This is a genomic window from Microcoleus sp. Aus8_D2, assembly GCF_036702665.1.
Classification (GTDB): Bacteria; Cyanobacteriota; Cyanobacteriia; order Cyanobacteriales; family Microcoleaceae; genus Microcoleus.
Genome location: NZ_JAUBUN010000029.1, coordinates 48,941 through 73,269 on the forward strand (window position 1 = coordinate 48,941; position 24,329 = coordinate 73,269).

Here is a 24,329-nt window from a genome sequence, read left to right on the forward strand (position 1 = left end):
AATAAGCAAGACACATTCGAGGGCGACATTTAAAGGTTTTTACCGGAGTTTTTAGGTAAAAAAATCACCAACGGGTATTGACGGCGCTAAGGTTCGCATCGGGGGCTAGAAACCCGGTTTCTACGAGTTTTGCGAGCAGGAACAAGAAATATAAAAAGAAACCGGGTTTCTGAGTTCAGCGTCCGATGACAAACCTAATGTTAAGAGCTTTGAGTTTCATTTTTTGAAACAGGTTTATTTTTCACTCTGGTGTCAAGGTAAAATTTAAAATCTAACAGTCTAAAATATCAAATAGACTTACTGATGAAACAATTGATTTGGATAGCGCTATTTATTCTGGTTGCGGTGGCAGTTGCGGGTTGGGGTTCTGACTCGTGGCAGCGGTTTTCGGCTGTACCGGAAGTTGCGATCGATCGCAAAATCAACATTTCCCAAAACCCGTCACCCTCGCCGCTGACTGCTGAAAAAAATGCAGTCGAGGGGCCCCAAATTGACCCGTCCCGGTTGTGGAAACACGTCGAAACTTTAGCAGGAGAACGCGAGGGAGAACGAGCTCGCTCTTTCACGAGAGACTACATTTCGCAACAACTGAAAAGTTTAGGATTTTCCCCAGAATTGCAGCAGTTCGATCGCGGAATCAACATATTCGCCGAGAGAAAAGGTAGCGACTCAAACGCTGGTGCAATTCTCGTTGCCGCACACTACGATACTGTACAATATTCGCCCGGTGCTGACGATAATGCGACGGGAGTTGCAGCAGTTTTAGAAGTAGCAAGGTTGCTGGGTTCTCGTGGGACTGCTCGGACATTGCAAGTGGCATTTTTCGACCGGGAAGAAATCGGACTTTTAGGCAGTTTAGCATTCGCTGGTAGTCCGGCGCGGCTAAAAAATTTGCAGGGTGCGATCGTCCTGGATATGATCGGTTATGCCTGTCATACGCCCGGATGTCAGCGATATCCCGAAGGATTGACGGCGCAACCTTTTCTAGAAGCAGCGGGGGTGACTTCTCCCGACAAAGGTGAGTTTATTGCAGTGGTTGGCGATGCGGAACATCCGCTGCTATTGGGAACTTTCGCGGAGTCGGGAACAACTAATTTACCTGCGGTTGTGGCATTGCCGGTTCCTCTGAAAGGGGTGCTGACTCCCGATGTTTTACGCAGCGATCATGCACCTTTTTGGTATAAGGGAGTTGGTGCGGTGTTGGTGACTGATACGGCTAATTTGCGATCGCCCCATTATCACCAATCTACGGATACTCTCGCAACTATCGATCGACCTTTTTTCACCGGTTCTGCTCAAATTGTGGTCAATGCCGCAGCTAAACTATTGGACATTCGGTAATTGGTAATTAGTCATTTGTCATTAGTCATTAGTCATTTGTCATTAGTCATTTGTCATTAGTCATTGACTTTCAACTGTCAACTATTCCTTATTTTTAATGACCAACAAAGACAGCCTGCGACAGCATTTACTGCAACTCGACAATCGAAACTACAAAGCGTACAAAGACATTCAAGGCAGCTATAACTTTGATGAATTTACATTAATCGTTGATTACGTGCAGGGAGATCCCTTTGCATCTCCCAGTAAATTTAGAGTCAAAGTTCCGCCAAACATTGCTCGAATTCCCCGCGAAGTTTTTAAATCTCGCAGTCGAGAAATAGCCCTGCGAGATTACCTGACTCGCCAGTTTGACAAAGCAGCCCACAGCACCAGCAGCAAGCGCGGCACGGGCAAAAGCGGTTTAATTGCAGTGACTCGCTTCGGACAAGAAGTTTTAGAACGAACTTCCGCATTTATCCTTGACTCAACTGCATCTGATATCGGAGATTTCGGAGGAGTTGAAATCCGGTTTTCCGTCGGACTTCCGGCGGGCGGGCGCAGTATTTTAGGGAGACAAGCTGCTGAAATGCTGTGCGAAGATATCCCGCGAATTGTCAGCCAATCTCTGAAATATTCTAACTTAAATGCTGCGGAATGTCGCCGTCATGTGGAAACTGTAGAAGATGCTGATTGGCTGCGGCAGCAGTTAGCTGAAAACGGATTAGTTGCGTTTGTTGCTGACGGTTCTATTTTACCCCGCCGCAGCGGTGTTGACAACCGTTCTCTGTTAAATGATGCTGTGGCTTTTGTGTCGCCGCCGTCGTTAAAGGTTGAGTTTAATTGTCCGAATCGCGGTTTGATTTCCGGTATGGGAATTCCCGCTGGGATTACTTTGATTGTGGGGGGTGGCTATCACGGCAAATCAACTTTACTCAGGGCGATCGAGTTGGGAGTTTACAACCAAATTCCGGGTGATGGTAGGGAATTTGTGGTGACAAGTCCGGCGGCGGTGAAAATTCGGGCGGAAGATGGCAGAAGTGTTGTGGGTGTGGATATTTCGCCTTTTATCAATCATTTGCCGCAAGGTAGAGATACTAAGCAATTTTCTACTGAAAATGCGAGCGGCAGCACGTCGCAAGCTGCTAATATTATTGAGGCTTTGGAAGTAGGTTTAGGTGGTATAAAATATCCGTTAGATACATTGGTTGTCAGAGAGGCAGAGCCTCTGGGTATGCGTTCCCAGGCAGAGCCTAGGAACGAGGGAAGTCCGCCCCTCCCCCTCTTGTTGGTGGATGAGGATACGGCGGCGACTAATTTTATGATTCGCGATCGCAGAATGCAGGAACTGATCGCTAAGGAGAAGGAACCGATTACGCCGTTTATCGATAAAGTGAAACAGTTGTACGCAGATTATGGCGTATCGACTATTTTAGTGATGGGGGGAAGTGGGGATTATTTTGATGTGGCGGATACTGTGATTTCAATGGATAATTTTGAAGCATATGATGTGACTAAAAAAGCTAAACAAATAGCAAATAATTACTCAACCAGTCGCGCTGCTGAAGGGGGAGAAAGTTTTGGTGAGATTACTCAAAGAGTCCCGGTTCCTGCTAGTTTAGATCCGAGTCGGGGACGGCGAGATGTGCGGGTGAAGGTGCGGGATGTTGATGAATTGGCTTTCGGAACTGAGGATATTGATTTGGGTGCTGTTGAGCAAATTGTGGACAGGGGACAGTTGCGGGCGATCGCCTCGGCAATGGTTTATGCAAAGGGGCAGTACATGGACGGGAAGCGCACTTTGTCGGAAATTATCGATTTGGTGATGGCAGATATTGACGCGCAGGGGATGGATATTTTATCCTCTTTTCCTGAGGGGGATTTTGCTATGTTTCGCCGCTTTGAATTGGCGGCGGCTATTAATCGGCTGCGCAGTTTGTCGGTTGTCAGTTGACAGAATGAATAGGGCATAGGGCATGGGGCATGGGGCATGGGGCATGGGGCATTGGGCATTGGGAATAGGGCATTGGGCATTGGGCATTGGGCATTGGGCATAGGGCATTGGGAAGAAGTAATATAGGCGTAACGTGCGCGGAAAAAGATAGTATATATAGCGGTTCAAGGGAAAGATGAAGTATGGCAAATTGTCCTACAAGCATCAAGGAGAAGACACACTGCGGGCGATTATTTTTACCTGGAGAAACCTCGATCAGAAGAGAGGAACCACCAATTCCCTGTTTGGCCAATTCCCTGTTTGGCTAATTCCCCATTCCCCATTCCCCATTCCCCATTCCCCATTCCCCATTCCCAATTACGAGACATACCTCATCTTTTTGAGAAAGGTTATACATTTTGCATAAGTTATTAAATAAATAAGTGGATTGTTGCCTTACTTTTGATATGCTGACAAAAGTGAGTGCAAAAAATGTGATTTAAATATGATAGGTAATATAGGACAACCGACTGCTGTCAGCGATCGCCCTTATTTAGTATTAACGTGTCAAGATCAAAGCATACAGTTAGAGTTAAAACAGGCGCAGCACGTACTGGGGCGCGATCGCACTCGTGCTGATTTAGTCCTTCCTGAAGCGTGGCGCTCCGTTTCCGGCTGTCACGCTGTGTTGCGCCAAAAGGGCGATAGTTACTGGATTTACGACGGTGACGGACAGCGGCCCAGCACTAATGGCTTATTTGTCGATCGCACTCGCATCACTCCCAATGACGGTTATTGTCTCAAAAACGGCACAGAAATTAAAATCGGTCTCGATCCCAAAAATCAAGTTTTGGTGACTTATTTTAATCCGCTGGCGAGTCAAATCTTTCCCCCCAGCAAACAGTCAATTCCCCTCAGCAATCGATCGGTTTTGTTGGGCCGCGATCCAAATGCTTCGCTGCAATTAGATGCGCCGCTGGTTTCGAGGCGACACGCGACAATTGACGCTGACAGTCGCGGTAATTATATTTTACGAGATCACAGTGTTAATGGCGTTTTTGTCAACGGTCAGCGAGTGACAAATTCTGTACAGTTGTCCGAGGGAGATGCAATTCGGATCGGCCCGTTTACTCTAACTTACCGCAATCATACGTTAGAGGTGCAAGACCGAGGCAATCAAATTCGCTTGGATGCTGACAGTCTGGTGATTCCCAAGCGTTTGGATCGGATTACTTTAGCGATCGAACCTGGGCAGTTTGTAGCCTTAGTTGGCGGTAGCGGTGCGGGAAAATCTACTTTAATGCGGACACTTTTAGGCATTGAGAAAACTACTGAAGGCGCTGTGTTTCTCAACGGCGATAATCTGCGGGATAACTTTAATATCTATCGCAATCAAATTGGTTACGTACCTCAAGATGATATTATTCACGCAGATTTGAGAGTAGAAGAAGTATTGAGTTATGCTGCGAAATTGCGCTTACCTCCCGATACAGATGTTCAACAAGTAGTCACCAAAACTTTAGAAGATATTGAAATGACTCACCGCCGCACTGCTTTTGTCAAAGAACTTAGCGGCGGACAGCGGAAACGAGTTAGCATCGGAGTTGAACTGTTAGCAGATCCGAAACTTTTCTTTTTAGACGAACCAACTTCGGGGCTAGATCCGGGTTTGGACAAGAAGATGATGCAACTGCTGCGAAAGTTGGCAAGTCAAGGCCGGACGGTGATTCTGGTGACTCACGCGACGGCAAATATCACGATGTGCGATCGTATTGTGTTTATGGGTCGCGGCGGACGGCTTTGTTACTTCGGCCAGCCTGCGGAAGCCCTCGATTTTTTCGATGTCAAAACCGGAGATTTTGCCGACATTTACAACGAACTAGAAACAGGAGAAACTAACGTTCAAAGCTGGGCAGAAAAATTTAGACAATCTCCATACTATCAGCAGTATATTGTCAATCACTTCAGCACCGGTAACGCCAACGGGCAAAAATATGCTGCGCCTCCGAAGCCAAAATCTGTATCTTTTTTCAAGCAACTTGTTTTGCTATCTCAGCGCTATTTTCAACTAATTTTACGCGATTTAGTTAACTTAAGTTTAGCTCTGTTAACGGCTCCGATCGGGATTAGTTTGCTGCGGCTTGCCGTCAGGGATAAAGACCCGTTTATTGGCGCGCCAGAGCCAACTTTAGCACCTTTAGCGATGCGAGTTTTGTTTGTATTTACCTGCGCGGCTATTTGGGTAGGACTGGCAACTTCCCTGCAAGAAATTGTTAAGGAATCGGCTATTTATTTGCGCGAACGTTTAGTTAATTTAGGATTGTTTGCTTATTTGGGCTCAAAGGTTTTCATACTTTCCGGCTTAGCCGTATTGCAAACGCTGTTGATGGTAGGAGTTATTCTGATTGCTTTCAAATCCCCGGAACCGAGTTTAATTTCCTGGCCAATGGGAGCAGCTATTACTACATTTCTGACCTTGATGAGCTGCATAAGTCTCGGATTGCTGGTTTCGGCAATTGTCAAAAATGGCTCTCAAGCTAACAGTGCTTTACCTCTAATATTGCTACCTCAGATTATTTTCTCGGGAGTTTTGTTTAGGATGGAAGGTGTGGCGAGCAAGTTTTCTTGGTTGATGTTAAGTCGCTGGTCTGTGGGCGCTTACGGCTCTTTAGTTAATGTAAACGCGATGGTTCCCGCGCCTACTAGATTGCCGGACGGAAGCACACTTCCTCAGCCGTTTGAGCCTACTCCTGTTTACGATCCAACGTGGCACAATCTGAGTTTAAATTGGGGGATTTTGTGCGTGCATATTTTCGTGTATTTGATGTTGACTCTGTGGTTGCAAAAGCGGAAGGATATTTTATAGCAGTTGACAGTTGACAGTTGACAGTTGACAGTTGACAGTTGACAGTTGACAGTTGACAGTTGACAGTTGACAGTTAAAGAGTCAATACCGTAGGGTGCGTCGCTATCAATCATCTACTTGGAAAAGTGAAAAATCTCACAGCGACGCACCTTACAAGGATCTATCCTCGCCGACAATAATTGCCTAAAATCAACAATAGGACACATATAGCCTTTCTCAAAAAGATGAGGTACTCATGGCCTCCGTGGCCTCCGTGGCCTCCGTGGGCATACCTCACTTTTTTGAGAACCGCTATAGGCTTTGCGTAAGTATTATATAATTAGGGATCTGCACTTAATTCATGCAAAAAAATGAGGATTAAATGTTAGTTAAAACCAACGCGTCAGTAGAAATTGCTGCATCACCGGAAGTAGTGTTTGATTTTGTGGCATCACTATCGAATGTGCCAAAATCCTTTCGCGGATTTGGTCCAATTCCAGCAATTATTAAAGCTGAAATGGCTGATGGTGGAGAGATGCGTGAAGGCGGTGTGCGGCGGATCGAACATTCCGATGGGTCGGTGATTGATGAAGAAATAATTACTTCCAAAAAGCCATAAAGACAAACTTATCGATTGGTTAGAGGGTTTAAGTTTCCGATTTCTCTACTGATTGAGTCGGGTGGCGGAGATTGGAGGTTCACTGCTACAGCAAAGGGAACTCGGATTGATTGGGAGTTTTATTTTACGCTGACTTCTCCGCTATTCTATCCTGTTGGATTATTGTTGGTTCAGGTTTTTATGCAAACAGCAATGCAGCAATGTTTAGATCGTATTCAAGAATATTTGGAGAGCCAAAGCAACTAGATTATATGAATTATTGGCTGATGAAATCGGAACCGGATGTTTATAGTATTGCGGATTTGAAACAGGATAGATTTTCGATTTGGGATGGCGTTCGCAATTATCAAGCTCGCAATTTTATGCGAGAAATGAGTATGGGAGATTTAGTATTTTTTTACCATTCTAATACTAAAATACCGGGAATTGCTGGCTTGATGCGTGTCGTTGAAATTAATATTGCCGATCCGAGTCAGTTTGATGTGAATAGCGAGTATTATGATGCTAAATCGCAGCTTGATGCGCCTCGCTGGCCAACTGTGAGAGTTGAGTTTGTTGAGGAGTTTGCTAATTTAATATCTTTGGATGAACTGAAGTCAAAGTTTAGTGCTGATGAGCTTTTGGTGGTGAGGAAAGGTAATCGGTTGTCGGTGATGCCGATATCTGAAAGTGCGGCGCAGAAGATTTTGAAGGTGAGGTAATTATAGATTAGTAGGGTGCGTCAGCCGATCGCCATTTTAGCAAAAATCGAGCAGATTAAAGCTGGCGCACCCTACAATTATTAACTGGGGCGGGCACGGGGGCACCGCCCCTACAATACCCTAAAGGCCTGCCGCACAAACCGCCGCTCCAATTAACCCGACATTGTCATTCAAAACCAGATGAACGGGCATCATTTCTAACAGTGAATCCATCCGACCTTTGTGCGTAAAAGCTCGCATAAAATTGCCTTCTAGAATCAGTGGCAAAATCTTTGCAGCGATGCCGCCGGCTATGTAAAAACCGCCGTAAGGTAGAAGTGACACAGCCATATTTCCGGCTACAGCGCCGTAAGCTTCTACAAACATTTGCATTGTTTGTTCGGAAAGCCGATCGCACTTTTGGAGTGCAGCCGCTGCAATTATCGCACCCGGATCGACTGTCTTCTCGCTTTTACCGATTTCCGACTCCCATTGAGCGATCGCTTCCCCCACCTGGGGCGATTCAGGAGCAAACTTGCGATCGCGCAAAAACTGGTAAATTGAGACAATCCCCTGGCCGGAAACTACACGCTCGATCGATATTCTTTGAATGTCATGTTTTGCTAACAAATATTTGAGCAAATCAAACTCCAACTCCGAGCGAGGAGCAAAGTCACCGTGTCCGCCTTCGGAAGAAAAAACCCTGATCCCATTTGCTTCAGGAATTGCAAAACAATGTCCCAAACCAGTACCTGCACCAATCACAGCAATTGGATCGTGCTGGTTGGGTTTTCCGACTTGCAAAGTGTGCAAATCATTGGCCTCCAAACCCCACACACCGTAGCCTACCGCGACAAAATCATTAATTAAACTGACGCGGGATATTCCTAATTCTTGTTCCAGACGCTTCGCTTCGAGCAACCAAGGCAAATTAGTCAGTTTGGCGCGGTTGTTGACTACCGGCCCGGCGATCGCAAAACAAGCTTTTTCAGGCTGCGGCGCCAACTCCAGTTTTGTAGCAGCTTCCGTCAAAAACTGCCGCACAATCGGCACTAAATCGGGAAACTCCCCGCTCGGATAGCGAAACTCGTAAAGAGCATTCATTGCACCATCAGCAGTCCTTTCTACCAAGCGCAAAATTGTCTTAGTTCCCCCAATATCGCCCGCTAATAATAATGCCATAAACCTCTTCTTGAACTAAAGATAGCATTCCCCATTTAAACACCCACATTATTAATTGCCAACCAAGCCCGGAGCACCTCAGCCACAGTCCAAGCTTGAGCCGTGCAGCCCCGGGGCCAGTGGGGGGCGTCGCCCTCAAAAATTTCGCCCAAACTGCCAACTCCGCCAGCTTTTATATGATGTGCCATCGGTTCCAGGAATTGGCGAGCTTGTGCTGGGTCTTTGTATACGTGCAAGTGCGCCAAGACAAACGGGCCGATCAGCCAGCCCCAAGCTGTGCCTTGGTGATAGGCGCTGTCGCGCTGCAATTGGTCGCCCTCATATGCGCCGCGATACTGCGGGTGTTGCGGCGAGAGGCTGCGCAGGCCGTGGGAAGTGAGCAGCCCCTGGGCGCAGGCGTCCACGACGGCGCGGCGCTGGATGGGCGCGAGTAACGGTGTATAACGGGTTTCCTGGCGCATCCCCGCTGACAAGGAGGTGGCCCAGTGCGCTGGTATCGAGTCTAAGGGCAGGGATACGGCGAATATTTGGTTGGGCCGCAGGGAAATGTCGTTGCCGTCTGGGCCGTCGAGAACGTCGTAGCAGTAACCGGTTGAGTCGTTCCAGAAGCGATCGAATCCGGTGGCGGTACGATCGCCCAACTGCTGGTATTCATTGTGAGACTTGCCCAATTTTCGAGCAAAACTTGCCATTGCTTGCACGGCATTGTACCAAAGCGCGCTAAGTTCGATCGGCTTACCAATCCGAGGAGTCACCACCCAATCGCCGATTTTCGCATCCATCCAAGTCAGTTGCACGCCGCTTTCCCCCGCGTAGAGTAAACCGTCGTCAGGATCGACGCGGATGTTATACCGAGTTCCGTTTACGTGCCAATCGACAATCTCACATAATGTCGGCCAGAGTTCGCTCAAAAGTTGGTCGTCGCCGGTGCAGTCGCAGTAAGCGCGAACAGCCTCAAAGTACCACAGCGTAGCGTCTGCGGTGTTGTATTCCGGGGCGCCCCCAGCATCGGGGAAGCGGTTCGGCAGCATTCCGCGATCGACATACCGTGCAAATGTTCGCAAAATCGATCGGGCAATTTCCCACCGCCCGGTACAGATTGTGAGGCCGGGCAGGGCGATCGTCGTATCGCGCCCCCAGTCGCTAAACCAGGGATATCCGGCGATAATCGTTTTACCCTCGGGTTCCTTCAGTAGCGGGCGGTTGACGATAAATTGGTCGGCTGCTAGCACTAACTGATCGATCCAGTCGGGAGATTCGCTCGCTTTTGAGCATTTTTGCAGCAATTCTCGATCGTAGGTGCGACGCAATTCTAAAGCCGCATCGCCGTTTAACACCAAAGCCGAGTTTACTCCTCCTGCTGGAATGTCGATCGCTAATTTCTCCCTATCCCCATCTCCCCATCTCCCCCTCTCCCTCTCTCCCCCTTTCATCGGGCTTTGGTATAGGGGATTTTTCTCGGTACTCGCGATCAGTGTCAGAGATTGTCCTGGTGCGATCGCGAAGTGAAAAGTCGCCGCGTGCAAGTGATCTTCGCAGTAGTCCAACCCGCGCCGCCTTTCTGCTGCCAAATCAAATCCGTAGTACCAATCGTATAAGGGCGCAGAGACTCGAAATTTCGCTTCTGGGGCGGCATCTGTCAGCAGATAAAGCGGCGCGGCTCCGTCAAAAGCCGTCACGCAAACCCCTCGTCTCAAGGTTTCCAGGCTCACCGGCCAGTCACCGGCGCTTGTCATGTGGTGGTAGTCGCGGTAGTTGACTAGGGCTTTGACTGCGATCGCGATCGGTTGTGAGGCGCGATCCAAGCGGTATTGAATATATGTTGTGTTAGCACCTTGCTGCATCCAAATCCGCTTGGACAGGATAGCGTCGGCGAGGGCATACCTCCAAACAGGCGTCGTCCCTTCGAGGTGGAAGCTTTCGATGCAGTTGTAGCCGTGGGGTTCGATCGTACTGTCGGCCCAGCGGTTGGTATAAAGCGGGTAGGCGCGATCGGCATACACGGCCGTCTCGTCCAGCTTGGCGAGCATCAAAGTCCGTGCCAGCGGGGGTTTGAGGGCTGCCACCAGCAGCCCGTGATAGCGGCGGGTGAGGAGATTTGCGATCGTCCCGCTAGCGTAACCGCCGATCCCGTTTGTCACCAACCACTCGCGAGACTCGGCCGAGTCCAGATTGCAGCAGATTTCCCGTCCAAAAGCAATAACCATAGAATACACGCTCACGCTGATTTGCGATCTACCTTTAGGTATATTTTAGACATTATATAAGCAATAAATATTCACTATTTGCAGGTGGCAAAGAATGGCGATCGCTAAGAGTGCAGATTCATGCTCTAATTTAGACATAACCAAACCGTACTTTTGCCCCAGCGATAATTCTAACCGTTGCTCTGTCTAAAGTTAGTTGTTTGTGATTTTAAGTAATATTACCATCTACACAGGCGCTGAACCTTAATAACACAGCATTTGATTGCGTCCCAAGGGCGATCGGACAACCAACCTATTTAATCAGGAGAATAACTCAAAGTGAAGATAGGAGCAAACTACCTCGGCAACAACCAATGTGAATTTACCGTTTGGGCGCCCACAATCAAACAGATAGCAGTCCAAATAGTTTCCCCAGACAAACGCCTGATACCCATGCAACAATCCGCAGAAGGTTACTGGCAAACCACAGCTACAGACATCGCACCCGGAACCCTTTACACCTACCAACTCGAAGGAAAAACCGAGCGACCCGACCCGGCATCAAAATATCAACCCCAAGGCGTCCACGCCCCCTCCCAAGTAATAGATGACAGCGCCTTTGCTTGGACAGACAAAAATTGGCAAGGCGTGCCGCTAGCCGACACGATCGTATACGAATTGCACGCCGGCACCTTCACCCAAGCCGGAACCTTTGAAGCAATCATTCCCCAACTCAAACAACTCACAGAATTGGGAATTAACGCCATCGAAATTATGCCAGTCGCCCAATTCCCAGGCGATCGAAACTGGGGATACGACGGCGTATATCCCTACGCCGTTCAAAACTCCTACGGCGGCCCAGAAGGCTTCAAAAAACTGATCGACGCCTGCCACGAACACGGCATCTCAGTAATACTCGATGTCGTTTACAACCACCTCGGCCCCGAAGGAAACTACCTCCGCGACTTCGGCCCCTACTTTACCTCAAAATACGGCTCGATTTGGGGAGACCCCCTCAACTTCGACGACGCCTACAGCGACGGCGTGCGCAACTACTTTATTCAAAACGCCCTATACTGGTTTCGAGACTATCACATCGATGGTCTGAGATTAGATGCAATTCAAGCAATATTTGAAGTAGGTGCCCGACCGTTTTTGCAAGAACTCTCCGACGCCACCGCCGAGATTTCCCAAGAAATCGGAAGGAAACTTTACTTAATCGCAGAAAGTGACTTAAACGATGTCCGCACAATACGTCCCAAAGAACTAGGAGGCTTCGGACTAGACGCGCAATGGTGCGACGATTTCCACCACGCACTGCACGCCTTGCTTACCGGAGAAAATGACCGATATTACCAAGACTTTGGCAAGTGCGAACACCTAGAAAAATCCTTCAAAGAAAGCTTTGTTTACTCCGGGCAGTATGCACCTCACAGAAAGCGAAAACACGGCAATTCTGTCAAAGATGAACCGGGCGAGAAATTTCTGGTATTTTCCCAAACCCACGACCAAATCGGCAACCGCATTTTAGGAGACAGACTATCGCAAATAGTGGACTTTGAAGCACTGAAACTCGCAGCAGGTACAGTTTTGATTTCTCCCTACATTCCCTTCTTGTTTATGGGAGAAGAGTACGGAGAAACAGCGCCGTTTCTGTACTTTGTTTCCCACTCAGATCCTGACTTAATTGAAGCGATTCGCAAAGACAAGCAACAAGAATTTAAAGCTTTTGAAGACCGAGGCGAATTTCAAGACCCCCAGAGTCCTGAGAGCTTCCAAAAGTGCAAGTTAAACTGGGAAAAACAAACAGCAGGAAAACACAAAATCCTCTGGGAATGGCACCAACATTTGATTCAACTGCGGCGGACAATTCCCGCCCTGAAAAAACTCGACAAAAACAGTCTAGAAGTTTCCTGTATAGAAGCCGAAAAAATATTATTTCTCCGTCGCTGGACGGATGAAAGCCAGATATTCTGCATTCTAAACTTCAACAAGCAAGAAGTAGCTTTTACTGCTCCACTTCCCCAAGGCAACGGTCACAAAATTTTAGACTCTGCTGATGTAAAATGGATGGGTTCAGGTTCTAGCTTGCCTGAAAAAATAACTTCAGAGCAAGAATTGACTGTTAAGCCGCAGAGTTTCGCTCTCTACGAATTAGTCAAATAGTTGGTTGGCTCGAGCAGCAGCGAAACCTAACCTACTATTTGTCGTAGGGTGCGTCAGCGGGGAAAGATGCTGGAGTAGGTAGCCGTCATCTTGTGCCCGCTGACGCACCCTACAATCACCGACACGCGCGTAGGGTGCGTCAGCGGGGAAAGATGCTGGAGTAGGGTGCGCCATCTTGTGCCCGCTGACGCACCCTACAATCACCGACACGCGTGTAGCCCGTAGGGTGCGTCAGCGGGGAAAGATGCTTGAGTAGGGTGCGCCATCTTGTGCCCGCTGACGCACCCTACCATCACCGACACGCCCGTAGGGTGCGTCAGCGGGGAAAGATTCTGGAGTAGGTAGCCGTCATCTTGCGCCCGCTGACGCACCCTACAATCACCGACACGCGCGTAGGGTGCGTCAGCGGGGAAAGATGCTGGAGTAGGTAGCCGGCATGGTGCGCCCGCTGACGCACCCTACAATCACCGACACGCGCGTAGGGTGCGTCAGCGGGGAAAGATGCTGGAGCGTGCGATCGTCCCATTGAGCCGCGATCGACCTTACAATAATTTTAGTTAGCTCGCGTCCAGCCACTTTTTGCCTAATTTCTGTAAACTACCCGATCGACTAATCAATTAGGAGTAAAATTAACAGTGCTGAGAATTCCCACAACCACTTATCGGATTCAATTTCATGCAGGTTTTAACTTTGAAGCTGCCAAACAAATCCTCAGCTATCTGCAAGAATTAGGAATTACCGACATTTACGCCTCACCGATATTCAAAGCCAGAAAAGGCAGCAGTCACGGATACGATGTGGTTGACTCCAATCAAATCAATCCTGAATTGGGAACCTCAGAAAACTTTGAAGCCCTCACCTACGAAATCAAGAAACTGAACATGGGGTGGCTGCAAGATATTGTCCCGAACCACATGGCCTACGACACTCAAAACTTGTTGCTATTAGACGTATTGGAACACGGCCCGGATTCGGACTATTTCGATTACTTCGATATTGAATGGAATCACGCTTACGAACATCTCAGAGGTCGAGTGCTGGCTCCGCTGCTGGGCAATTTTTATGGCGAGTGTCTAGAAAATGGCGAGATTCAACTCAAATACAGCGAAATTGGGCTCACTATCAATTACTACAGCTTAAAACTGCCTGTAAAAATTGAATCTTATGCTAATTTTATCAGTCATAATTTGGGGCATTTAGGCAGGGAATTAGGCAGGCGCCATCCAGATTTTATCAAGTTTTTGGGGATTCTTTATCTAATTAAGAATACACCTTCCGAAACTAAAGGTAAAGCCAGATACGATCAGATAGCTTTTGTCAAAGGGCTGTTGTGGGAACTCTACAATCAAAATCCCATCGTCCAGGAATTTATCGATGAAAATATCAATTTTTTTAACGGAGAAAAGGGCAATCCAGAAAGCTTTAATTTGCTAGATGGTTTACTCTCGGAGCAGTTTTACCGTCTCTCTTTCTGGAAAGTGGGCGCCGAAGAAATCAACTACCGCAGGTTTTTTACTGTCAACGAACTGATTTCGGTAAAAGTTGAAGAGATTAAAGTTTTCCACAAAAACCACGCTCTGATATTCGACATGGTGGAAGAGGGAAAGTTTACCGGATTGAGAATCGACCACATCGACGGACTTTACGACCCCACAGAATATTTGAAACGGCTCCGCGAGAGAGTTGGAGACACTTACATTACTGTGGAAAAGATTCTGGAACACGAGGAAGATTTGCCGTCCTATTGGCCGATTGAGGGAACGAGCGGCTACGACTTTTTGAACTATGTAAACGGCGTTTTTTGTCGGTGCGATCGCGAACAGCAATTTAGCGAAATATATCAGAGATTTACTCGTTTGAATGTTCCTTACGAACAGTTGTTTTTAGATAAAAAAGGGCTGATTGTTGAGAAAAATTTGGCTGGAGATGTAGACAATCTGGCTCAACTTTTGAAGAATATATCCGGTCAATCCCGACAGGGAAATGACTTTACTCGTCCGGGTTTGGAAAAAGCGCTGTCAGCGGTTTTGACTATTTTTCCAGTCTACCGAACTTACATCAATCAAGATGGTTTGCGAGAGTCCGATCGCACTTACGTCAAATATGCGATCGCCCACGCCAAAGAAGTAGTACCGCGACTCCTCAAAGAACTTAAATTTATCGAAACAGTGCTGTTGCTGGAAGCAGAAGAAACCCTCACAGCCGAACAAAAAGAGGAGCGCAGGCACTTTGTCATGAAACTCCAGCAGTTGACAGGCCCGTTGATGGCTAAAGGCGTTGAAGACACGCTATTATACGTCTACTATCGGCTTTTATCCCTCAACGAAGTCGGAGGAAACCCCAGTCAGTTCGGCGTTTCGCTGGCAGATTTTCACGAGTTCAACAAGCAGCAGCAAGCAGCTTGGCCGCACAAAATGAATGCTACAGCTACCCACGATACCAAACGCGGTGAAGATGTGCGAGCCAGAATTAATGTTTTGTCAGAAATTCCCGAGGAATGGGAACAGCAAGTCAGGTCTTGGAGAGAGGTAAACTCTTCTAAGAAAGTTAACTTTGTGAATCGCATGGTTCCCGATACCAATGACGAATACTTCTTGTACCAAACTCTACTCGGCAGTTTTCCGTTTGAGGGAAGTGAAAACACCGATTATGTCGATCGCCTCAAAGATTATGCGATCAAAGCCGTCCGCGAAGCCAAAGTTTATACAGCTTGGCTGAGACCTGACAACGACTACGAAACGGGTTTTATGACCTTTATCGATAGCGTTCTAGAACCTTCGGAACAAAATCAGTTTTTCAAGAAATTTCTACCTTTCTGGAAAAAAGTAGCTCATTACGGAATTTTCAATTCTTTATCTCAAACGCTGCTAAAAATTACGGCGCCCGGGGTTCCCGACATTTATCAAGGGACGGAATTCTGGGATTTAAGCCACGTCGATCCAGACAACCGCCGTCCCGTTGATTTTGACCGCAGAATCAAGGTTTTGCGGTCAATTAAACAGCAAGCTCAGACGGATATTTTGCAACTAATTGAAGATTTGATTGCGACGCGGGAAGATGCTAGAATTAAGTTGTTTTTGACTGCAAGAGCGCTAGAAGCCAGAAAAAAATACTTGGAAGTCTTTAAATCAGGCGACTATCGACCCTTGCAAGTAGCGGGCACGTTTAAAGATAATGTGGTTGCTTTTGCCAGAACCTTTGAGGATACTACAGTTATTGCGATCGCTCCTCGATATTTGACGGGAGTTGTCAAACCGGAAGAAATGCCGATCGGCAAACAAGTCTGGAAAGATACTCATCTGGAATTGTCCGAGCAAATGCCGTCGGTTTGGAAGGATGCGATCGCAAATCAGCCAGTGGAAAGTAACGGTACACTGGCAATTGGTGATGCTCTCAGTTACTTTCCCGCAGCTTTGCTGATTAGTCAGTAGTCAGTTGACCGCTTGACAGTTGTCAGTTGACCTGTGGTAGGGGCGGTGCCCCGCCGTGCCCGCCCTCTTAGTTGTCAGTTGACCTGTGGTAGGGGCGGTGCCCCGCCGTGCCCGCCCTCTTAGTTGTCAGTTGACCGCTTGACAGTTGTCAGTTGTCAGTAGGCGAACTGTTTTTTTTAGAGCGGCAGGTTGAAACCTGTCGCTGTGCTTTTTTGGCTAAAATAATAATAGTAGTCAAGCAATCTTAGTAGCGGGAGGAATAGCAAAATGCGATCGCTCGTCAAAACCGAAACCAGTACCGAAACCCGACTCTCTTGGTGCGCTTACCCGTTTGTCCAGGGCGAATTCATTGCCGAAGCCGATGCTATAATCAACGGCCCAGCAGCTTATAATAATACATCTCCAGCACTGTCCGATCGCGATCGAGCCTTTTTACTGTCAGTCATGGAAAACCCACCAGCACCGTCTGAAGGACTGCTCGCATTATTTGCAGATTATTAAACAAAACAATCATTAAGATACTCATTTTTCACTGTTTATTCTGATGAGTACAATTAAACAAGCAGCAAATTGGTAGCTGTCTAACTCCTGACTCTAATTGATAAATTTTACTTCTATTTTGCATCCAAAAGAACGCGCGAGCGAAGCTATCCCGTAGGGAGTCGCCCCAACTGGCCCAATAAAATTTATACACACAAGACGGCAAATACAACACAACATATACGGTTTGCCACAATGCCCAAATCGATCGCACGCCGTACATTAGGAAGAGTAAACAAAAGCAGTCGAAAGCTGTAGCGGTGCAAGCCCCACAGATGCAACCGTCCCCCAACAGGTTCGGTAAACACCCCTTCTTCGCAAGGTCTAACCGCCCGCAGTATAGAGATAAGCACCCTATCGAAGACTGTATTAAAGCAGAACTGACTACCCGTAAACCGCGAGGTAGAATCGCAGTTCTGAATAACCAGACTATCGCACAGATAGAACACCAAAATTTTGTAGAGATTGGAGCCGGAACACCCCTATGGGAAAAGTAGTTGGAATTGACTTAGGTACGACAAACTCCTGCGTCGCAGTTATGGAAGGCGGCAAACCCACCGTCATAGCCAACGCCGAAGGGGGTCGCACCACACCTTCCGTAGTAGCATACGCTAAAAATGGCGATCAACTCGTCGGACAAATCGCCAAGCGTCAAGCCGTGATGAACGCCGAAAACACCTTTTACTCAGTAAAACGGTTTATCGGGCGTCGGGTTGACGAAGTAACCCACGAAACCACTGAAGTTTCCTACAAAGTCCTGAAAGTTGGGAACAGCCTCAAACTCGACTGTCCCGCCCGCGGCAAGCAATTTGCTCCGGAAGAAATTTCCGCGCAAGTGTTGCGCAAACTCGTAGAAGACGCCAGCAAATACCTCGGCGAAACTGTTACCCAAGCGGTAATTACAGTGCCAGCTTACTTCAACGACTCCCAGCGCCAAGCTACTAAAGACGCTGGAAAAATTGCCGGTATTGAAGTTCTGCGGATTATTAACGAACCTACAGCAGCGGCTTTAGCCTACGGATTAGATAAAAAGAGCAACGAAACCATCCTCGTATTTGACTTGGGCGGCGGTACTTTCGACGTATCGATTCTCGAAGTAGGCGACGGCGTATTTGAAGTGCTCGCAACTTCTGGAGACACTCACCTCGGCGGTGACGACTTCGACAAAAAAATCGTCGATTTCATCGCTAACGAATTCCAAAGAGCCGAAGGAATTGACCTCCGCAAAGATAAGCAAGCATTGCAACGTCTGACGGAAGCGGCCGAAAAAGCCAAGATTGAACTGTCGAGCGTTACTCAAGCAGAAATCAACTTGCCGTTTATTACTGCGACTCAAGACGGGCCAAAACACTTGGACACCACCTTGACTCGCGGCAAGTTTGAAGAGCTTTGTTCCGATTTGATCGATCGCTCTCGCATTCCTGTAGAAAACGCGATCCGCGACGCCAAACTCGACAAATCTGCAATTAATGAAGTCGTCTTAGTCGGCGGTTCTACACGCATTCCAGCGGTGCAAGAACTCGTCAAAAAAATCCTCGGCAAAGACCCCAACCAAACGGTAAACCCCGATGAAGTGGTCGCAGTCGGTGCAGCAATTCAAGCCGGCGTGCTCGCAGGCGAAGTCAAAGACATCTTGTTGCTCGACGTTACCCCGCTGTCTCTGGGCGTCGAAACCTTGGGCGGCGTGATGACCAAAATCATTCCTCGCAACACCACAATTCCTACCAAGAAGTCGGAAACATTCTCGACTGCTGTAGATGGCCAAACAAACGTGGAAATTCACGTTTTGCAAGGCGAACGGGAAATGGCAAACGACAACAAAGATTTGGGAACTTTCCGCTTAGATGGAGTTCCTCCAGCTCCCCGTGGCGTACCTCAAATTGAAGTTACTTTCGATATCGATGCTAACGGTATTTTGAATGTAGCTGCTAAGGATAAAGGTACTGGTAAAGAGCAATCGATTAGCATTACTGGTGCTTCTACTTTGCCCAGCAATGAAGTCGATCGCATGGTGAGGGAAGCCGAATCGAATGCCGCTGCTGACAAGGAACGTCGCGAACGGATCGATCGCAAAAACCAAGCCGACTCCTTAGCATATCAAATTGAGAAGCAGTTAGCAGAATTGGGCGATAAGGTTCCTGATGCTGACAAGACTAAGGTTGAAGGCTTGATCAAAGACTTGCGCGAGGCGATCGGCAAAGAAGACGACGCAGCCATCAAGACGCTGACAACCGAGTTGCAACAAGCATTCTACGCAGTCAGCAGCAACCTGTACCAACAAGCAGACGGCTCGACTGGCGGCCCGACTGGCGGCCCGACTGGCGGCCCGACTGGCGGCGAGGACGACGTGATTGATGCTGACTTTACTGATGGCAAATAGATCCCGCTTTCCTAGTTAAACTGAGAACAGGTAGCTAGAAGCAAGAAACCCGGTTTTGAAGAAAAACCGGGTTTCTTGCGTATTGTCGAAAAGGGCGATCGGACAAAATCATGGCAATTATGAAAAATCATGTCAATATTATTTGTAGGGTGTGTCGCCTTAAAAATCCCTAAATTTAATCGACAATCTCATCGCGACGCACCAATCGAGAATAATTGAGAACACAAGCCCCAAAAATATTTGGTAGTAGGACTTGTCATAAATATTAGTAAAAATCTTGCTTAAGGCATAGTAAAAAAGCTAGAATATGCTGCAACAAACATCATAAAATAGCAGTAATATCGCAATCTGGAGCAATAAAATGTCACGTTCTCCCGCCCAAACTCCCGCCACAAATACACTCAACAAATCCCAGATTGCATCCTTGCGGCGTCTGCGCCAAATCAGCCACTTACTCGACAATGCAATTCCCATTCCCGGCACACCATACCGCATCGGACTCGATCCAATATTGGGACTCATACCGGGCGGAGGCGACTTAATCGGCTCGATTTTTGCAGGTTACGTAGTCTTCAAATCCGCGCAACTCGGAGTACCGCAAGAAACCCTAATTCAAATGGCCGCTAACATCGTATTTGATACAGTTGCCGGCACTGTACCCGTTGCTGGAGATTTACTCGATGTTACTTGGAAAGCTAATGTCAAAAATATAGAATTGCTAGACGCTCATTTAGGTAGCCCCGATTCAGGGAAAAAAGCCGACTGGCTGTTTGTCGCTGCTTTGCTGTTTGGTTTGGCATTAATTATCGGAGGCGTGATTTTCTTGAGCGTGATGCTTTTTGGGTGGGTATTTAGGGCACTGACAGGCGGTTGATATTAAATTAAGTTATTGCGACAATATCTAGTTGAAGGCAATTACTAACAGACAAAAATTTTGCGCTCCCATCATCAGCGCGATCGACCCAACACCACAAGCTGATGGTTAATCGCAGCGCCAACAATCAGGCAGCAGCAGCCCGTGAACCCACTCTACACGCCTGCATTACAGTGACCCCAAAAATATTAACTAAAAATAAAGCTTGTGTGCGGGAGCCCATTTATGCTGCTAAAATTTTGCCAAATCCAATTATACAGGAGATTTTAATGAGCATGAATACAAAACACCTTGAACTCCACAGCACTGGTTTTGAACAATGGAATGAGTGGATAAAAAACGATGAAGAGTCTTCTCACATCCCGTGGGAAAGTCAAAAAATTCACAATAACCTATCGCAGCGGGTAGCACTATTGCCGACAATGCTAACCTGGCGCCCTACAATCTACACCGGAATATGGTTTGCCTGCTTTGAGTGCGATAATGAAGTTCAAGATCATCCAGTGACGATGCTGACTCGATTTGATCCGGGTGGCTTTTTCCCGCTACATGGACATCCAGGTGGGGAAGAAATTTTGGTACTCCAGGGCAACTTCGCTGACGAAACTGGCGTTTATCCACCTGGTTCTTATCTGCTGAATCCTGAAGGGTTTATTCATCGTCCCTATAGCGACAATGGCTGTCTGAGTTTTGTCAAATTGCGCCAACATGGCGGTACAACTCGTCAGCAACTAAAAACCACTATCCAGAAATTGGCTTGGGAAAACGGTGTTATCCCTCAGATTCAGGTGAAGTTTCTCTACAAGCAAATCGATTTTCCTGAAAAAGTCTGGATAGAACAATGGCAAGCAGGCACGGCATTGTCAAATGTCGTCGAGTCTGAGGTCAAAGAAATTTTTGTGATCGAGGGAATCTGGAGCGATGAGTTAGGAGATTACCCGATGGGCAGTTGGCTTCGGTATCCACCAGATAGCCCTTACAATCCTTCCTCGGCAACAGGTTGTATGGTCTATGTTAAGACTTATCCTATATCTACAACAAGATTTATTGTTGAATCCGACTTTCAACATCCATTAGAAGCAAACATATAGGGGCCGCCTAGATAGCAGTAAAATTTGCCACTACTAGCGATCGATCCTAACGAAATTTGCAATGGTTGGACTGCCGATGCTAGTTGTGGCAAGGTTCCTTGTTTATACTATTAACTCAATCAATTTTCTTTTGCCTATAATCAGCTTTAATCAGTTTTTATCGCTCGCTCGCCTCCTATACATTTTTAAATATTTCGCAAGAAACTAACTTCGCGATCTTATATTTTTTGATAAATCCATCAGTCCTGGACGCAAAAGCTTAAAGAAACCGGGAAGAGGAGTTAATACCATTTGAGATTTGAGATTTTAGATTAAAGAATTGAATAATTGGGAATGACTGATGAAGCTCGTGGTTTGGATCGCGGGCCTACAGTTGCATTATTTTTTGAAACGGGTATAATATTCGGGACTAAAACGCAGAATTTTCGTTCCTATTCCCGGTTTCTGGAGTCTCTCTGTGCGTCCAGGAATGTCCATCTATTCCTGAACCGGGAGGAAGTTATCTCGGATATCGTCTCGGCACATACCGATCGCCCTTCATCGTGCAATAATGATATGACTTGCACAAACACTCTATCAGTAGTGTCACCCTTGCCCACCTTACTACTACGGGTAGCGTCTCAAATATTAATTTGTGCAAATTCCCAATTAAACCGGCTGTCGCTCTACACAATTTTCCCCTAATGGCTGAAGTCCCCCAATCTCCCGCAGAACTTGCCGAAGCCCTCAGAGGCTTGACAGATATCGATTTCCAATTACCAGATCCCGAAGACGAACAAATACCAGACTTCGATTTTGACAATCAGGTTGACAATGCCTGGAAAGTGTGCGATCGTTTCGACTTACAAACCGACATCTGGCGCGGACGCATTCTCCGAACAGTCCGAGACAGAGAAAAAAAAGGCGGCGACGGACGCGGTACCGGCTTTTTGAACTGGCTAAAAGAAAGAGAAATCAGCAAAAGTCAAGCCTATTCTTTGATAGAATTAGCTAAGAGTGCCGAGACTCTGATCGAGCAAGGAGATTTAGACCCAGATTCCATTAGGAACTTCAGCAAAAGAGCCTTTGTAGAAACGGCCAAAGCATCTCCCGAAGTACAGCAAATGGTAACAGATGCGGCATCAAAGGGCGATCGTATTACCCGCCGCGAAGTTAAACAACTATCCGACGAATGGATGGCAATGAACTCCGATTTATTGCCAGAAGAAGTCAAAGAAAAAGCATCTAGCGGTTCTCTTCCTTCCCGCTATCTCGCTCCTTTAGTCAAGGAAATGGAGAAACTCTCCCCATCTCACCAAAGCGAAATTCAAAAAGAAGTAGCAGAAAATCCCGACGTAGACACAGTAAAACAGCTAACTTCCGACGCCAAGAATTTATCGAAATATCTCGATGCGGCCGCCCAAGTCCAAGCTCTCAACCAGTCTCACCTAGACATGGAAATGGCTTTGGAAGAATCTTTGCGAGTCGGCTGTTTGGGAACCACCGCCGATGTCGTCAAACAAGCCGCACAGCTAGAACAAACTGTGGTCAAGCTCTACACTGTGTGGAAACGTTTAGGCAGTTTGGCTGATAGATTGTACGTGGATACAGGAGCAAGCACGCCCAACTTGCGCTTACTTTTGGGATGTTTGGACAGTCTTTCGGGAGAAAAGATTGAAGTGGATTTTGGAGATGGAGAACGCTCTATTCGTTTGCAAATTATCAGCGAATAGCTCAACCTCGATCTCGGTTCGTAGTGAGGACTTTAGTCCTTCTGGATGCGGACTAAAGTCCTCACTACGAACCTAATTTGCGTTGAGTCATGTTTATTTGCGGTTGAAATTTCTAATTTTTTTCCAAAGATAGCGGGGATTCAAATAACGCCGATATTTGGTAACTACTTCTTTTCCCAAAATTACCACGCTCAGCCAAAAACATACTTCTGCCCCAACAGCTAGAAAGATATCAATTCGAGTTTTTTCAGCGATGGTTAGCGGCAGAAACGGCACAACAAACAAGATTGCTAGCCAGGGTACAAAAGATGCAATAAATAAAAACAAGCCCAGCTTTTGCATAGATTAACATCGTTCGCAATGACATATTTGTTTGTACTCAGGACTTTAGAAATTTTTTACTTTCAAGGCAAACAAAGGACTGAAGTCCTCACTACAAACCTAATTGCGATCGTAACTTCAACTCAATTCTTAATTCCCGTCGCCGCAATCCCGCGAATAAACTGCCGCTGGCCCGCCAAAAACAGCAACACCACCGGCACAGTCGCAATTACCACCGCCGCCATCAACAACTGCCAACTGCTAGTAAACTGTTCCTGAAATTCCGCTAAAACCAACTGCACAGTCCGCAACTCCGGCCTCGTCGTAAAAACTAGCGGCTTAAACAAATCGTTCCACTCGCCGATAAACGTAAACAAAAACAGCGTCACCAACGCAGGGCGCGCCAAAGGTAACATCACCCGCCACAACACCTGCCAGCGGTTAGCCCCATCCAGCATTGCCGCCTCCTCCAACTCCACCGGAATTGTCAGAAAATACTGGCGCAGCAGAAAAATCCCGAAACCGTTAGCCGCCGTCGGCAAAATCAGCGCCCCGTAAGTATTCAGCAAATGGCCCCACTTCAAAACCATGAATATGGGAATCACCAAAAGCTGAAACGGAATCACTAGCGTCGCCAAAACCACCAAAACAAAGGCTTTTCGCCCCCGAAACTTCAGCCTGGCCAAAGCGTAACCGGCTAAAGCAGAAGTCACTACCTGAAAAGCAGTAACTGCGATCGCCACTAGAGTAGAATTAAGAAATGCTAACAAAAAATTACCCCGACGCCAAGCCTCCTGATAGTTCTCAAAACTCAGGCCTGTGGCCTTGACACCCACACCAGATGGTGATAAAGAAACCAAAAATACAGCAGCTAGCGGCAGCAGCACCAGCGCAGCCCCCGCCAGCAACCCAATAAAACTCAGAAGTTCAAGCGTTTGAGACCTGTCCCACGATTTACCCATAAACTTGTGAATTCACCTAAAATAATAAGCCTGTGAGGTTCTCAAACCCGATCGCCTCCCAGATTCCCACACAACCGTAAATTTTTA

General features: G+C 47.2%; 17 protein-coding genes and 1 pseudogene. 12 read left to right on the forward strand and 6 right to left on the reverse strand.

Annotation, left to right across the window (positions count from 1 at the left end):
• The first annotated feature begins 303 nt into the window (after window positions 1-303).
• Window positions 304-1,341, forward strand: a complete 1,038-nt coding sequence (locus QUB64_RS21460; RefSeq protein ID WP_333266679.1) for a M20/M25/M40 family metallo-hydrolase — start codon at window positions 304-306, stop codon at window positions 1,339-1,341.
• Between the two features lie 97 nt (window positions 1,342-1,438).
• Window positions 1,439-3,274, forward strand: coding sequence for an ABC-ATPase domain-containing protein (locus QUB64_RS21465; RefSeq protein ID WP_333266681.1), 1,836 nt, complete (start codon window positions 1,439-1,441; stop codon window positions 3,272-3,274).
• A 236-nt stretch (window positions 3,275-3,510) separates the two neighbouring features.
• On the opposite strand, the gene QUB64_RS21470 is transcribed toward QUB64_RS21465, so the two are convergent.
• Window positions 3,511-3,642 carry a hypothetical protein gene (locus QUB64_RS21470; RefSeq protein ID WP_333266683.1) on the reverse strand — a complete coding sequence of 44 codons (132 nt, stop codon included), beginning with the start codon at window positions 3,640-3,642 and terminating at the stop codon, window positions 3,511-3,513.
• A 116-nt stretch (window positions 3,643-3,758) separates the two neighbouring features.
• Between QUB64_RS21470 and QUB64_RS21475 the strand changes: the two genes are divergently transcribed.
• From QUB64_RS21475 to QUB64_RS21485, 3 genes and pseudogenes are all read left to right on the forward strand, one after another.
• On the forward strand, window positions 3,759-6,119 hold the full coding sequence (locus QUB64_RS21475) for an FHA domain-containing protein (RefSeq protein ID WP_333266686.1): 2,361 nt from the start codon (window positions 3,759-3,761) through the stop codon (window positions 6,117-6,119).
• 361 nt (window positions 6,120-6,480) lie between these two features.
• Window positions 6,481-6,963, forward strand: a pseudogene (locus QUB64_RS21480) (SRPBCC family protein).
• Window positions 6,964-6,968: 5 nt separating this feature from the next.
• A complete protein-coding gene (locus tag QUB64_RS21485) occupies window positions 6,969-7,418 on the forward strand; it encodes an EVE domain-containing protein (RefSeq protein ID WP_333266688.1) in 450 nt (149 codons plus the stop codon).
• Window positions 7,419-7,538: 120 nt separating this feature from the next.
• Here QUB64_RS21485 and QUB64_RS21490 read toward each other — a convergent pair whose 3' ends face one another.
• Window positions 7,539-8,579, reverse strand: coding sequence for a glucokinase (locus QUB64_RS21490; protein ID WP_333266690.1), 1,041 nt, complete (start codon window positions 8,577-8,579; stop codon window positions 7,539-7,541).
• A 35-nt stretch (window positions 8,580-8,614) separates the two neighbouring features.
• Window positions 8,615-10,786 (reverse strand): amylo-alpha-1,6-glucosidase, encoded by a 2,172-nt coding sequence (locus QUB64_RS21495; protein ID WP_333266692.1) that lies wholly within the window; start codon window positions 10,784-10,786, stop codon window positions 8,615-8,617.
• Between the two features lie 318 nt (window positions 10,787-11,104).
• On the opposite strand from QUB64_RS21495, the gene treZ reads away from it, so the two are divergent.
• On the forward strand, window positions 11,105-12,931 hold the full coding sequence (gene treZ, locus QUB64_RS21500; RefSeq protein WP_333266694.1) for a malto-oligosyltrehalose trehalohydrolase: 1,827 nt from the start codon (window positions 11,105-11,107) through the stop codon (window positions 12,929-12,931).
• A 402-nt stretch (window positions 12,932-13,333) separates the two neighbouring features.
• Here the strand turns inward: treZ and QUB64_RS21505 are convergent, their stop codons facing one another.
• Complete coding sequence (locus QUB64_RS21505; RefSeq protein WP_333266696.1) at window positions 13,334-13,507, reverse strand: hypothetical protein; 174 nt, start codon at window positions 13,505-13,507, stop codon at window positions 13,334-13,336.
• Window positions 13,508-13,569: 62 nt separating this feature from the next.
• Between QUB64_RS21505 and treY the strand changes: the two genes are divergently transcribed.
• The 6 genes from treY to QUB64_RS21535 all read left to right on the forward strand — a co-directional run bounded on the left by treY (window position 13,570) and on the right by QUB64_RS21535 (window position 22,959).
• A complete protein-coding gene (gene treY / locus QUB64_RS21510) occupies window positions 13,570-16,362 on the forward strand; it encodes a malto-oligosyltrehalose synthase (protein ID WP_333266926.1) in 2,793 nt (930 codons plus the stop codon).
• 267 nt (window positions 16,363-16,629) lie between these two features.
• Window positions 16,630-16,863, forward strand: coding sequence for a hypothetical protein (locus QUB64_RS21515; protein WP_333266698.1), 234 nt, complete (start codon window positions 16,630-16,632; stop codon window positions 16,861-16,863).
• Between the two features lie 523 nt (window positions 16,864-17,386).
• Window positions 17,387-19,282 (forward strand): molecular chaperone DnaK, encoded by a 1,896-nt coding sequence (gene dnaK, locus QUB64_RS21520; protein WP_333266700.1) that lies wholly within the window; start codon window positions 17,387-17,389, stop codon window positions 19,280-19,282.
• A gap of 361 nt (window positions 19,283-19,643) precedes the next feature.
• Entirely contained in the window at window positions 19,644-20,156 is a 513-nt protein-coding gene (locus tag QUB64_RS21525; RefSeq protein WP_333266703.1) for a DUF4112 domain-containing protein, read from the forward strand.
• Between the two features lie 173 nt (window positions 20,157-20,329).
• Window positions 20,330-21,247 carry a cupin domain-containing protein gene (locus QUB64_RS21530; protein WP_333266705.1) on the forward strand — a complete coding sequence of 306 codons (918 nt, stop codon included), beginning with the start codon at window positions 20,330-20,332 and terminating at the stop codon, window positions 21,245-21,247.
• 683 nt (window positions 21,248-21,930) lie between these two features.
• Window positions 21,931-22,959, forward strand: a complete 1,029-nt coding sequence (locus QUB64_RS21535) for a hypothetical protein (RefSeq protein ID WP_333266706.1) — start codon at window positions 21,931-21,933, stop codon at window positions 22,957-22,959.
• A 93-nt stretch (window positions 22,960-23,052) separates the two neighbouring features.
• On the opposite strand, the gene QUB64_RS21540 is transcribed toward QUB64_RS21535, so the two are convergent.
• Window positions 23,053-23,301, reverse strand: coding sequence for a transporter suffix domain-containing protein (locus QUB64_RS21540; RefSeq protein ID WP_333266708.1), 249 nt, complete (start codon window positions 23,299-23,301; stop codon window positions 23,053-23,055).
• Window positions 23,302-23,423: 122 nt separating this feature from the next.
• Window positions 23,424-24,242: a carbohydrate ABC transporter permease gene (locus QUB64_RS21545; RefSeq protein ID WP_333266710.1), complete on the reverse strand. Its 819-nt coding sequence runs from the start codon at window positions 24,240-24,242 to the stop codon at window positions 23,424-23,426.
• Window positions 24,243-24,329 lie beyond the last annotated feature (87 nt).